Source organism: Orenia sp. (assembly GCF_055140805.1).
Genome location: NZ_JBSQYM010000073.1, coordinates 1 through 14,047 on the forward strand (window position 1 = coordinate 1; position 14,047 = coordinate 14,047).

At 32.3% G+C, this 14,047-nt stretch carries 9 protein-coding genes; all 9 read left to right on the forward strand.

Annotated elements, in window-relative coordinates:
- Nucleotides 1–311 precede the first annotated feature (311 nt).
- Entirely contained in the window at nt 312–1,967 is a 1,656-nt protein-coding gene (locus ACTCDL_RS08685; protein ID WP_463175849.1) for a glycosyl hydrolase, read from the forward strand.
- A gap of 150 nt (nt 1,968–2,117) precedes the next feature.
- Nucleotides 2,118–4,340: an alpha-galactosidase gene (locus ACTCDL_RS08690; protein ID WP_463175851.1), complete on the forward strand. Its 2,223-nt coding sequence runs from the start codon at nt 2,118–2,120 to the stop codon at nt 4,338–4,340.
- A 91-nt stretch (nt 4,341–4,431) separates the two neighbouring features.
- The gene (locus ACTCDL_RS08695; protein WP_463175852.1) at nt 4,432–6,057 is read left to right on the forward strand and encodes a type 2 periplasmic-binding domain-containing protein; all 1,626 of its coding nucleotides are present in this window, start codon (nt 4,432–4,434) and stop codon (nt 6,055–6,057) included.
- 161 nt (nt 6,058–6,218) lie between these two features.
- Nucleotides 6,219–7,259, forward strand: coding sequence for a glycoside hydrolase family 26 protein (locus tag ACTCDL_RS08700; protein WP_463175853.1), 1,041 nt, complete (start codon nt 6,219–6,221; stop codon nt 7,257–7,259).
- A 36-nt stretch (nt 7,260–7,295) separates the two neighbouring features.
- A complete protein-coding gene (gene mgrA, locus ACTCDL_RS08705; RefSeq protein WP_463175854.1) occupies nt 7,296–8,288 on the forward strand; it encodes an L-glyceraldehyde 3-phosphate reductase in 993 nt (330 codons plus the stop codon).
- A 281-nt stretch (nt 8,289–8,569) separates the two neighbouring features.
- On the forward strand, nt 8,570–9,535 hold the full coding sequence (locus ACTCDL_RS08710) for an acetylxylan esterase (protein ID WP_463175855.1): 966 nt from the start codon (nt 8,570–8,572) through the stop codon (nt 9,533–9,535).
- 282 nt (nt 9,536–9,817) lie between these two features.
- A complete protein-coding gene (locus ACTCDL_RS08715; protein WP_463175857.1) occupies nt 9,818–10,435 on the forward strand; it encodes a YesL family protein in 618 nt (205 codons plus the stop codon).
- 41 nt (nt 10,436–10,476) lie between these two features.
- Complete coding sequence (locus ACTCDL_RS08720; protein ID WP_463175858.1) at nt 10,477–11,910, forward strand: response regulator transcription factor; 1,434 nt, start codon at nt 10,477–10,479, stop codon at nt 11,908–11,910.
- Nucleotides 11,911–11,969: 59 nt separating this feature from the next.
- Nucleotides 11,970–13,751, forward strand: a complete 1,782-nt coding sequence (locus tag ACTCDL_RS08725; RefSeq protein ID WP_463175860.1) for a sensor histidine kinase — start codon at nt 11,970–11,972, stop codon at nt 13,749–13,751.
- Nucleotides 13,752–14,047 lie beyond the last annotated feature (296 nt).

The following is a 14,047-nucleotide window of genomic DNA, read 5'->3' on the forward strand; positions in this document are numbered from 1 at the left end:
ATTAGCTATGGGTTTTAACCCGTAGCTTCTGTAGGACTCATAATATCGCCACAGGTTAAAACACTGTGGCTAATGATTCTTTTTCGCCGTATATATAGAGTAACTTTGTTGTGATTTTAACTTTTTTAATTATATTAATATAGCTATGTTAATTATTTATAGATTTGTGAATCTGGGATTTAATTTAAATATAAGATTATATGGTATATTGGGACACTTTAGTGTCAGGAATCTGTGTTTTTAACTGATTTCTGACACCTGATTCCATATTCCTAAGAAGATAAGAAATTATTTAAAATGGGGGGATTATTTTGAAAACTAAAAAGGTATTATTAACATTGCTTACATTAGCTTTAATTTTTACTTTAGTAGGCTGTAAATCAGAAGGTGTAAAAGATATAAATCTTTCTATTAACAAGATTGGTCAAGGACAGATTGTAACTGAAGGAGATATAGATAAGGATAATGGAGTAGTAACTTTAAAGGCTATACCAGAAGAAGGTTGGGAATTTAAAGAGTGGACTGGCAATTTAGAAGGGGTTGAAAATCCAGTTCAAGTAGTGGTTAGTGATGATATGGATATTGCAGCAGTATTTACCAAAACAGGTGAGGAAAGTACTATTAAGTATGAAGCGGAATTAGGTATATTAAATGGTACAGAGGTAGCATCAGATAATCCTGGATATTCTGGGGATGGTTATGTAACTTCTTTGGATAATGGAGGTGATGCTGTAACTGTTAAGGTTAATATTGAAGATGAAGGAATGTATGATATTATTATGGGCTACGATGGTTCTAATGGTGAGAAAACAAATAATTTACTTATTAATGGTGTTACAAAGGGAGAAGTAAAGACACCTAAAACTACAGGGTTTACTGAAATATTAGCTGGGAAGGTCTGGTTGGATGCTGGAGAAAATAGTATAGGAATTGGGAAGAGCTGGGGATGGATAGATATAGATTATTTTAAGGTCCAAAAAGAAGAAAGCTCTCATAGTGAGTTAAACCCAACTAAAGAATTAGTAAATCCTAATGCTACTGATAATGCTAAGGCTTTAATGAGTTTTCTTGTAGATACTTATGGTCAGAAAGTACTGGCAGGTGCTCAAAGCTCAAAATCAGCAACTTGGTTTAAAGATAATATTGGAAAAGAACCAGCTGTTTTGAGTCTGGACCTGATGGATTATTCTCCATCTAGAGTTGAATTTGGAGCGACTTCAAATAATGTTAAAAAAGCTATAGATTGGTTCCAAAAAGGTGGAATTGTGAGTCTGTGCTGGCACTGGAATGCCCCTAAAGACCTTATAAATGAAGCTCCTGATAAATTATGGTGGAGTGGTTTCTATACTAAAGCAACTACTTTTGATGTTGAGTATGCTATGAACCATCCTGAATCAGAAGATTATCAATTAATTCTCCGTGATCTTGATGCAATAGCAAAAGAGCTAAAAAAACTTCAAGCTGCAGGTGTCCCTGTTTTATGGAGACCATTACATGAGGCTGAAGGTGGTTGGTTCTGGTGGGGAGCTAAAGGTCCAGAGTCTTTAAAAGAATTATGGAAGTTAATGTATGATCGTTTTACTAATTACCATCACTTGAACAATCTTATCTGGATTTGGACTGCAGATGATGGTCAGGAATCTCTAGAATGGTATCCTGGTGACCAATATGTAGATATTATAGGTGCTGATATCTACCTAGACTCTCATAACTATAGTCCAAGCACATCAAAATTTTATAATTTAGTTGATATGTATCCAGGTAAATTGGTTGCTATGACAGAAGATGGCACAATTCCAGATCCAGAGCTTCTTCAAAAGGAAGCAGCAAGGTGGTCATGGTTCTCTTCATGGTCTGTAGATCTATTATTAAGGGATAATACCCTAGAACATATTGAAAAAGTATACAATGATGACTATGTAATTACTTTAGATGAGCTTAAAAACATGGCGAACTATCCTTTTTAGAAATTTAGCTAATTCATTTTTTTACAAGTTCAAGTTATATTCTGATATTATTTAACAGTTAATTTATATGGATACACTTATTTAGTTAAATTTCTAATAAATTAAGTGTGTCCATGATTTTATACTAATATATATTTTGGAGGGATTGAAGTGGCAATTATTTATAATGCAGAAAAGAAGGTATTTCATTTACAAGCAAAGGATACAAGTTATGTATTTGAAATATTAAATACTGGTCATTTAGGACATCTTTATTGGGGGAAGAAGGTTAAAGCTGATCTTGATTTAACCCATTTAATTAGAGAACAGAGTAGAAAAGCTTTTTTAGCTTCTGAACAAAAGGAGTTATCTTTAGATCTGATTCCTCAAGAGTATCCTACTTATGGTTATACTGATTTTCGTCAGCCTGCTTATCAAGTTAAATTGGAAAATGGATCTAACATCTCTAATCTGAAATATTTATCCCATGAAATTATAGCAGGAAAAGAAAGATTAGAAGGATTACCAGCAACTTATGTAGAGGATAGTTCAGAAGCAGAGACGTTAAAGGTTACTTTATTTGATGAAGTAGCTAATTTAAAAGTGATCTTATCTTATACTGTTTATCAAGATTTTGATGTAATTGCTAGGTCAGCTCGTTTTATCAATGAAGGAGAAGAGAATATTAATTTAGAACGAGCATTGAGTACTAGTGTAGATTTTAGAGATGCCGATTTTGACTTTTTACATTTATCGGGAGCTTGGTCTAGAGAGCGTCATGTTAAGAAGCGTCCGTTAGAGCAAGGGCTGCAAGCTATTGAAAGTACAAGAGGGGCAAGTAGTCTTCAACAGAACCCTTTTATTGCTTTAACTAGAAAGGATGCTGATGAACATCATGGTGAAGTTTATGGATTCAGCTTTGTTTATAGTGGTAACTTTTTAGCACAGGTACAGGTTAACTCCTATAAGCAAACAAGAGTTACTATGGGAATTAATCCTTTTGATTTTAATTGGTTATTAGAGCCTAATGAGACTTTCCAAACTCCAGAAGCAGTAATGGTTTACTCTGATCAAGGGTTAAATAAGATGTCTCAGACTTATCATAAACTATATAGAACTAGATTAGCTCGTGGTAAATTTAGAGATAAGGTGAGACCGATTTTGATCAATAACTGGGAAGCGACCTATTTTGATTTTGATGAAGATAAGATCTTAGATATTGCCAAGGATGGTAAGGAATTAGGGCTAGAGTTATTTGTTTTAGATGATGGCTGGTTTGGAAAGCGTGATGATGATAGTACATCTTTAGGAGATTGGTTTGTTGATGAAAGAAAGCTACCAAATGGTTTAGGAAGCTTAGGTAAGAAGATCAATGATTTAGGGATGGAGTTTGGTTTATGGTTTGAGCCAGAAATGATTTCGCCAGAAAGTGAGTTATATCGTGCTCATCCTGATTGGTGTATCCATGTACCTAATAGAACTAGAGGGCAAGCAAGAAGCCAGTTGGTCTTGGATTTATCTAGAGAAGAGGTATGTGATAAGGTAATTGAAATGGTTTCTGATATATTGGATAGTGCCCCAATTACTTATGTAAAATGGGATATGAATCGTAATATGACTCAGATAGGTTCAGCTAAATTACCTGCCCAAAGACAAAGAGAGTTACCTCATAGATATATGTTAGGGTTATATAGAATCTTAGAAGAATTGACTTCGCGTTTTCCTGATATCTTATTTGAAAGTTGTGCTAGTGGTGGGGGAAGATTTGATCCAGGAATGTTATATTACATGCCACAGACTTGGACTAGTGATGATACTGATGCAGTAGAGCGATTAAAGATACAGTATGGAACTAGTATGGTCTATCCAGTAAGCTCAATGGGAGCCCATGTATCAGCAGTACCTAATCATCAATTGGCTAGAGTTACTCCTTTAAAGACTAGAGGGAATGTAGCGATGTTTGGTAACTTTGGTTATGAATTAGATTTAACTAAACTTACAGTTGAAGAGAAAGAGCTAGTTAAAAAGCAGGTTGCTGAATATAAAGAGGTTAGAGAATTGGTTCAACAGGGAGAATTTTATAGATTAGTAAGTCCTTTTGAAGGAAACAATGATACGGCTTGGATGGTAGTTAGTGAAGATAAAAAGGAGGCTTATGTAGGATTTTATAAAGTTTTAACTGAGCCTAATGCTCCTTATTATACTCTGACATTAAAAGGTTTAGATCCTGAAAAGAATTATCGGATTAAAGGAATGGATAAAATCTATGGCGGAGATGAGTTAATGTACGTAGGTCTAAATCTGCCTAAATTATTTAATGGAGCAGCACCTAGTGATTTAGATATGATAGGAGATTTCCAAAGTACTATCTGGAGATTACAAGTTATCGAATAATAAATAGTTTATATAGGAATTGATAAAGGTTTCATTATATATTTGAAATTTAATTATCAGATAACCTAAATAAGTTGAATGGGGTGATTTTATGTCAAATAAAAAATTTATGACGACAATCTTGATTGTAGTTATAGCTTTAAGTAGCTTATTAGTATTTGCTGGCTGCTCTAAGCAAGCTGCTGATGATGCTTCTACTAACAAGTCTGGAGATGGCAAGTACGCTAAAAAGTTTACTTATACTATTAATAGTATGTATGCAGGCCAACAAAAGGATGGAAACCGTCTTTATGACTATATCTCTAAGAAATTTAATATTGAACTTGAGATTAGACCAATTAACTGGGGAGATTGGAATGAGAAGGTAAGAATTTGGGTTGCATCTGGTGATATGCCAGAAATATTAAGATCCGATGTGCAAGCTTCTACTCATTCAGAGTTTATTAATTGGGCTAAGCAGGGTATATTTAGAGAACTACCTGATGAGTTGCTTAGTAAATATCCTAACTTAAAGAGATTAAATGAAGAGTTAATTAGTGATGAGTATGTAAAGGTTGATGGTAAGCGTTATGCTTGGCTGGCTTCTATTCAAAAGGCAGATTATAATAATGTTTCTCAAATGATGTTCTACTATAGAAAAGATTGGGCTAAAAAAGTTGGTATCTATCATGAGAATAATGAGTATACCTTTGAAGAGATGAAGGCAATGGCTAAAGCCTTTGTAGAAGAAGATGTAAGTGGAACTGGTAAGACTATCGGTATTGGTGGAATCGGTTGGGCCTTTCCTTGGTTTGCAGGAATCTATCAAGTTGATCCAAAATGGGAAGGTTATATATATAAAGATGGTCAGTATGTATGGGGACCAGGAGAGCCTGAAATGGTTGAAGGTATAAAAGAGACAAAAGAATGGTATGAAAGTGGAATCCTATGGAAGGATCAACCTATTGCTCAAAATAATGATGCTGGAAATAAATTTGTTAGTGGAGAACTGGGAATCTACTTTAATAACTGGACTTCATATACCTTATCTGAAGAAATTATTAAGCCTTTTGAGGCTGCAAATCCAGGTCTAGAAGCTGAAGATACTATTGCTCCTATGTTTGTAAAAGGTCCAAAAGGAACACCGCAGGAAGGAAAAATTTTAGGAATTCAAGGTTCAGATTACTGGTCTGCTACTATGTTTAGATCAGATATGAGTGATGAAAAATTAGCAAGATGGCTAGAAGTTTATGATTGGTTGGCTAGTGAAGAAGGTAGAAATTATGTTCACTATGGAATTAAAGGTGAAGATTGGAAGTATGACGATGCTGGAAATGTTGTGCCTCTATGGCCTGAGAAAGAGGATGGAACACTTCAAGGTCCTAGTGATGTTAAAGCTGATTGGGCAGGAGTTGTTAATGACAGTCCAAAGTGGGAATTTGAAAACCCTGGATACAGTGAATATACAAGAAAGCTTGTAGCTGAGGTATATGATAGGTTAAGACAAGATGATGTTTATCTAAAACCAACAGGTAAAGAGGAATATAAAATTAACTTCTTTAGTGGACCTATGAAGAATAAATATGGTACTTTCACTCAAAAAGTAAATGATAAAATTACTGAACTTATCGTTTCATCATCAGCTGATGAGATTGAAAAGGATTGGAAGGATTTTGTTGAGAGTATGAGACCTAAAGTACAAAAGGTTGTTGATGAATTAAATGAAAATTTACAATAATTGACTTAACTATAAAGATATCTAAAGGGATTAATCCCTTTAGATATCTTTATATAAAGCATATTAGCTGTTGGGGTAAGTCTGTTTTTAAAGCTTTACCTTTTTAATTATAGTTATAAGTTATTGAGTAGCTAAAATTTCTAAGACAAGGGGGAAGAGAGATGGTGAATGCTAAACTAATTACTGTTGATTCTAATTTAACAGCAGAGACTAAATCACTTTATAAATACTTACAGAATATCAATGAAAATCAAATCTTATTTGGACACCAAAACACTACAACCCAAGGAATGACCATTAATAAATTAGATGGTACTCAATCAGATTGTTATGACACTATAGGTGATTACCCTGCTGTTTATGGTTGGGATTTTGTAGATGGCTGGGATTTTGCTGAGCATGTAATTAAGGCTTATGAGCGTGGTGGGATCAATACCTTTAGTGACCATATGTTTAATTTTGTAACTGGTGAAGACTTCTATGACACAACTAAAGCTGTAGCTGAAATCTTGCCAGGTGGGAGCAAGCATCAAGAGTATAAGCAGTATCTTGATAGAACATCAGACTTCTTTAAAAACCTTAAGGGCAAGGATGAAAAATTAGTACCTATTATTTATCGTCCCTTCCATGAGAATAATGGTAGCTGGTTCTGGTGGGGAGCAGATTTTTGTACAGTAGAAGAGTATAAGGCGATATTTAGATTTACTGTAGAGTATTTAAGAGATGAAAAAAAGACTCATAATTTATTGTATGCATACTCTCCAAATGGACATTTTGATGGTGTAGAAGATTATCTAGAACGTTATCCCGGTGATGATTATATTGATGTAATTGGTATGGATTCTTATGGGTTTGGTTTAGAATGGCAAAGTAAATTAATGAATGATTTAGAGATTATAGTTGAAATTGCTGAAAATAGAGGTAAAGTAGCAGCTTTGACAGAAGTAGGTATAGCTGATAGTATGAAAGCTATTGGTGAAGAGAAGAGAGATAATTGGTATATGGATTTATTAGAAGCAATCAAGTCTAATCAACAGGCTAGGCAGATTAAGTTCTTACTAGTGTGGAGAAATGGAGCACCAGACCATTTTTGGGTACCTTATGGCGAGCATGAGATGAAGGCTGACTTTATTAAATTCTATCAAGATAGGGCAACAGTATTTAATGGTGATTTAGATTTTGAAAGGGTATATAAGAATTAAAGATTGAATTCTATTAATCTTATAGGAGGTAATAAGATGGTTTATTGTCCAGCAGAGGATAGATATGATAAGATGCAGTATAATCGTTGTGGGAAGAGTGGCTTAAAACTACCAGCTATCTCATTAGGACTGTGGCATAATTTTGGTGGAGTAGATAGTTTCGAAAATAGTCGCGCTCTAGTTCATAAAGCTTTTGATTTAGGGATTACTCACTTTGATTTAGCCAATAATTATGGACCACCAGCAGGTTCAGCTGAGGAGAACTTTGGTAGAATTTTAAAGAAGGATTTAGCAGGTTATAGAGATGAGTTGGTTATCTCTACTAAAGCTGGTTATGATATGTGGCCAGGTCCTTATGGTGATTGGGGATCTAAAAAGTATTTAGTAGCTAGTTTAGATCAAAGTTTAAAGAGGTTAGGTTTAGACTATGTAGATATATTCTATCACCATCGCCGAGATCCTAATACACCACTTGAGGAGACAATGGGCGCACTTGATTTAATTGTTCGTCAAGGAAAAGCACTCTATGTTGGGATATCCAATTATAATGCCCAAGAGACTAAAGAAGCAGTAAAGATACTAAAGGATTTAGGAACACCGTTATTGATTAATCAACCTTCTTATTCTATGTTCAATCGTTGGGTTGAAGATGATGGATTATTGGATCTTCTAGAAGAAGAAGGTGTCGGTTCCATAGTATTTTCTCCCTTATCCCAAGGTCTATTGACCAATAAATATTTGAAGGAGATTCCAAAAAACTCTAGAGCAGCAGGTTCTAGTCGATTTCTTAGTGAGAATGATATTACTGAAGATAAACTAAATAAAATCAAAGCATTAAATAATATTGCAGTAACTAGAGGGCAGAGCTTAGCTCAAATGGCTCTATCATGGGTTTTAAGAAGGGGAAGAGTCACCTCTGCTTTAGTAGGAGCAAGTAAACCATCTCAACTTGAGGAGAATGTTAAGATTGTAGAGAAGTTAGACTTTAGTGATGAAGAGTTAGAGTTGATAGATGATATCCTGAAATGATAATTATCTTAAATTTTAAATTATAGGTATGTGAATTCAAAATGAAACTTAATTAGTATATTAGGACAATTTTTAAACCACCCCCATCTAAATCTTCCCCCTTCATAAAGGGGAAGACTTAAAACCTTATTTTTAATCCTCCCCCTTGTGAAGGGGGAGTTAGAGGGGGTTTGAAAGTATCGCACTTTCTCTCCATAGCGTCATGGTTAAATTTTATTCTAGATTCACAAACCTATATAACAAAAAAATTAAGGTTAATTTTGTAAAGGAAGTGATTAATAATGAATTTATTTGATATGCCATTAGAGGAGCTTAAAAACTATAAACCTGACTTGACTAAAGAGAGTGATTTTGAAGATTTTTGGGACAAGACAATTGAAGAATCAAAGGCGCAACCTTTAAATGCTAAGCTTAATCCTGTTGATTATCCAGTAGAGCAAGTAAAGGTATATGATCTCTTTTTTGATGGTTTTAAAAATTCCAGAATTTATGGAAGATATGTACTTCCTAAAGAGGTTAGTAAGGATAACAAAGTTCCAGTGATAGTAATGTATCATGGTTATAACTGGAATAATGTTGTAATTAGTAATGTATTGAGCTTTTCATTAATGGGTTATGGAGTATTACTTGTTGATGTTAGGGGACAGGATATAAAGAGTCCTGACCATAATAATTATGATAATGGTGGGGCAGCAGGCTGGATGACTAAGGGAATTTTAAATCCAGATAATTATTATTATCGTTATGTTTATATGGATTGTGTCAGGGCAGTTGAGTTTGTAAGTGAAAGAGAAGAGATTGATAGTGATAGAATCTCTGTAGAAGGTGGAAGTCAAGGTGGAGGATTAGCTATTGCAACAGGAGCTCTGTCTGATAAGGTAAAAGCTGTAATGGCAGATATTCCATACTTATGCCATTTTAGAAGAGCAGTAGAATTGTATGAGGGAAGCCCTTATAGTGAAATCTATCATTACTTTAAACTTCATGATAGTTTGCACCAAACAGAAGAGCAGGTCTATAAAACGCTAAGTTACTTTGATGGTATGAATTTAACTACTAGAATTAAAGCAGATGTGTTAATGAGTGTAGGGTTAGAAGATACTGTTTGTCCCCCATCTACAGGTTTTGCCCTTTATAATCATTTGGATACTAACAAGGAGATTAAAGTTTATCCTGAATATGGTCATGGTGGGTTTAATCAGCAAGGTGAAGAGAAGATAGTATTTTTAAAGAAGCGCTTTGGATAAGAAGAAATTTTGTAATTATAAAGATTTAAATCTAAGACTATATGGGGATATTGCGACAGTTTTAGGAATCAGCAGTCAGGAACCAGTTATCAGTAAAACAGACTGATTCCAGATTCCCGATTCCCGATTCCTGACACGAAAGTGTCGCACTTTCTCCCTAAAGGTTAATTTTAGATTCACACATCTATAGAAAAAGAGCTAAGTTATAAATTAAGAATTTTATTGTAATCTAAAAGTCTTTTAAGTAAAATATAAACATAACTAAAAAAGGGGTGTTCAAATATGGGGCTTGGAAAACTTATTGGAATTCATAGTCCTTTTTATAGAATTTGCAATATGATTTATCGCTTAACTATCTTAAATTTTTTATGGTTTTTGTTCAGTTTACCTCTAATTACAATTGGCGCATCAACCACAGCTCTATTTCATGTTATTGATAAAATAATTGATGATAAGTCTACTTATTTATTTCGTGATTTCTGGAAGAGCTTTAAGAATAATTTTGTACAAAGTCTCTTAATTTCTGCAATAATATCTATATTTTTATTTATTTTATTGATGAATATTTTAAATATTAATTTACTTGGTTCTATTGCTAAGGTATTTATTATAGTTCAATTTATTGCATTGATAGAGTTACTTATTTTAGTCATTTACGTATTTCCTATTCTCTCTAGATATTCATTAAAGACTATTGAAGTATTAAAAATGGCCTTCTTTATGGCAAACCGTCATCTGTTAACTACTATTTTATCTTTGTTTATTCCTATTATAATCTTCTTTTTAGTTTATTTAAGTCAATTCTTTTTATTCTTTTCTATCAGTTTATATTCCTTGATGAGTATGTATATTATAAAAAGGGTTTTTAACAAATATGAGCTAAAGCAGTTAGACAGTTAGATTAATTATTGAATTATATTTATTTAAAAGGAGTGATTTTTTTGTATAAATATAAAGTAGTTATTATTGATGATGAACCTTGGATTTTAGAAGGAATCTTTCAAACTTTTGCTTGGGAAAAATATGGTTTTAAAGTTATTAAGAAATTAACGAGTTCGATAGAAGGGCTGGACATAATCTTAAAGGAAAAGCCCGATGTTGTTTTTACTGATATAAGGATGCCAGAAATCAGTGGAATTGAGTTAATGAAGTTAGTCCGTAAAGAGGGACTAGATACAGAGTTTATTATCATTAGTGGTTTTGATGACTTTTCCTATGCTCAAGATGCTTTAAGGCAAGGAGCCTTTGATTATCATTTAAAACCTATTAAAGCGAATGTAGCTGAGAAGATATTGGGGGATTTAGCTAAAATCTTGGAAGATAAAAGAGCTGATACCCTGACTAAGCAATTTGAAGAATTAGTAGAAGGAGAGGCTAATATAGAGGAGAAGTTAAAGAAGTTTGGTTTTAAAGAAGAAAGTACTTATTATCAAGTTATAGTGGCAATTGTTGAATCAGCTTCCTTAGAAGGTGATTTTATTTCATTTCCTGAGGGTATTACTCCCCTTAAGATAAAATTAAGTGATAGTAAATATTTTTATTTAATTGGTACTGATTATGATATTTATAAACAGGTTGAATTAACTATAAAAGAAAATATCAATGTAGGAATTAGCTCCTTAGCAAAAAATCTTGCTGACCTTGGCAAATTATTTCGGCAGGCTAATCAAGCTGCTTATAATAAATTCATATATCAAGAGAATGGTATTTATAGATATCAAGAGCAGAATATAGAGAAGATTAACAATATAATAGAAGAGATGTTTTTACAAGTTGAAAATAAAAATTATAATGGAATTGAATTTATTTTAGATAGTTTTCCCAGTGTGGCTGAGGATAATGAACTGTTTATAAATGATATCGTTTATTTCTGGAATCAGATGGTAGCACACCTTAATGAAAATCTGTCAGATGAATTACAGAGGATAGATTTGGAGTTTTTAGAATATGAGAATATTCTCGATAGATTTGAAGATATTGAATCTCTCTGTCAATATCTCGAGGATATTTTTATCTCTTTAAATCAAGGAGCTGAGATTACTGAAGAGGGAATTGATAATAAGAGCTTTAGAGCTATGATAGAATATATTGAAGAAAATTATCACAGAAATTTATATTTAAAGGATCTTGCTAATAAATTCTTCTTTAATCATACTTATTGCTGTCATTTATTTAAGAAGTTCACAGATAAGACCTTCTCTCAATACTTAACTGACTTAAGAATGAAAAAGGCAAAAGAGTTATTAAAAGATTCATCTCTTAGTATTTCTGAAGTAGCTAATAAAGCTGGTTATAATGACTACTATTATTTTAATAAGGTTTTTAAGAAATATTATGGGATCACACCTTACCAACATAGAAAGGGAATTGAATAGTTTATAGGACTTTTATTTAGGAATTGAGCTGTCTAGTAATCTTTTATGAGGGGGAAAATATGAGAGAGTTTAGGAACTTTAAATTAAGGAGGCAGATTGCTTTTTTGATTGGTATTGCAATTATTTTAATTGTTATGATTAGCTCTCTTTCTTATATAAATTTATACTATACAATGAAAAAGAAGGCTAAAGACTATACTACTAGTAGTATTAATCAATTAGAAGATAATTTAAAAATTATTAAGAAAGATATCAAAAATGTAGGAAATCTAATCGCTTATAATAGAGTTGTTCAAGAGTTTTTAACTTATGATGAGCCTCTGTATAAAGTCAGATTGAATAATTTTATAGAGAATATGTTCAATTATATAGCAAGTTTAAATGATAGTATTATTGATATAGCAATTATTAAAAAGAAAGGTAGTTTAAGTAGCTTTTTTCTGCATATTGATTATCATGATTATATGAAACTAGAAGAGCAGTATAAGATCACTAGTAAAGATTTTACCAAACCTATATTTGTGACAGATATGGAGAATGGGAGAGATCACCTCTTTTATATAATGCCTATTTTTAATATTTATGATAGTTCTTATGTAGAAAATAAGATAGGGACTATTATAATATATTTTAATATTAATGATATTAGGAGTCTTATTAAGAAGCTTGCTATTTCAGATAAGACCTTTTTTGGAATTACAGATCAGAATGATAGGATTATAACATCCAATTTAGAAGAAGAAGAAGGAAATCTTTTTGAAAAATATGGTTATTACATTGATAGAGCAGATATGAATCCAATTATTCAAGAAAGATATGTACCAGATCTTGCTTGGAATATTATTAGTATTATCCCTACTAAAGAAGTCACCAAAGAATTATCATTTTTCAGATTATTGATTTTAATAATCGGGCTGATTATGGTGATGCTATTATTAGCTATTGGTTTTGTAATTAATCGTAATATTACAAGTCCAATCTCTACTATGGTTGATTCTATTAATCAAATTGGTGATGAACATTTAAAACAATATATCACAACACCCGTAACAGAAGAAGTTAAAGGTATAAAGCGTCAGATAGATTTAGACTTAGAGGGTGAAATAGGTTTTATTGCTAAAAATATAAATAAAATGCTTTACAAGATAGAGACTATAACTCAAGAAAATATTAAGAGTCAAAAAAATTTATATGAGATGAAGTTGCATAAAAAACAGGCGCAAATCTCTGCATTACAGAGTCAAATCAATCCTCATTTTTTATACAATACCTTGGAATGTATGAGGAGTATAGGTTATGTCTATCAAGTTGAAGAGATTATTGATATAGCTACAGCTATGGCAGAGATATTTAGATATAGTATTAAGGGAGCAAATTTTGTTAATATAAGTGATGAGATTGGAATTATTGAAGAATACTTAAAGATTATGAATATAAGGTTTAGAGGTAAATTTGCGATTGATTTAGAGATTGAAGAGGAGTTACTAGATAGGAAGATGCCTAAGATGATCTTACAGCCTATTGTAGAAAATGCTATTTATCATGGTTTAGAATCAAAAGAAGGTAGAGGAAAATTGACTATTGAAGGAACATCTACTCAAAAGAATGTAATTTTTAAAATAAAGGATAATGGAATAGGAATTGCTGCCACTGAGCTAAAAGTTTTAAAGGATTATTTAAAAGGTGAGTTTGAAGATGATATCCATACATCTCAGAAGAGAAGTATTGGCATGTTAAATATTAATAGAAAAATAAAACTCTTCTTTGGGAAAGAGTATGGATTAGAGGTAGATAGTAAGAAGGATGTGGGTACGGAAGTTATAATAAGACTGCCTTCATAGGTTCATGATAAGGTATCTAAGCTAGTTACAAAGAAACCTAAAGCTTATACATTTAATCTTAACTTAGAAAAAAGTATAATTAACTTATAAGAAGTTTATCGCTAAATAATAACTAATATAAGTCTAAGAGTTCATCGACCTATAGGTTCGTGAATCTAGAATAAAATTTAGCCATAATGCTATATAGAGATAATGCTACACTTTTTATAATGATAAATTTACTAGCCACAGGTTTCAACCTGTGGTGATGATGACATGTTACACTACGGGTTAAAACCCGTAGCTAAAACTTAAAG

Coding starts and splice junctions, on each gene's coding strand:
- ACTCDL_RS08700 (WP_463175853.1), top strand. CDS start 6,219: ATGGTGAATGCTAAACTAATTACTGTTGATTCTAATTTAACAGCAGAG.
- ACTCDL_RS08695 (WP_463175852.1), top strand. CDS start 4,432: ATGTCAAATAAAAAATTTATGACGACAATCTTGATTGTAGTTATAGCT.
- ACTCDL_RS08715 (WP_463175857.1), top strand. CDS start 9,818: ATGGGGCTTGGAAAACTTATTGGAATTCATAGTCCTTTTTATAGAATT.
- ACTCDL_RS08725 (WP_463175860.1), top strand. CDS start 11,970: ATGAGAGAGTTTAGGAACTTTAAATTAAGGAGGCAGATTGCTTTTTTG.
- mgrA (WP_463175854.1), top strand. CDS start 7,296: ATGGTTTATTGTCCAGCAGAGGATAGATATGATAAGATGCAGTATAAT.
- ACTCDL_RS08710 (WP_463175855.1), top strand. CDS start 8,570: ATGAATTTATTTGATATGCCATTAGAGGAGCTTAAAAACTATAAACCT.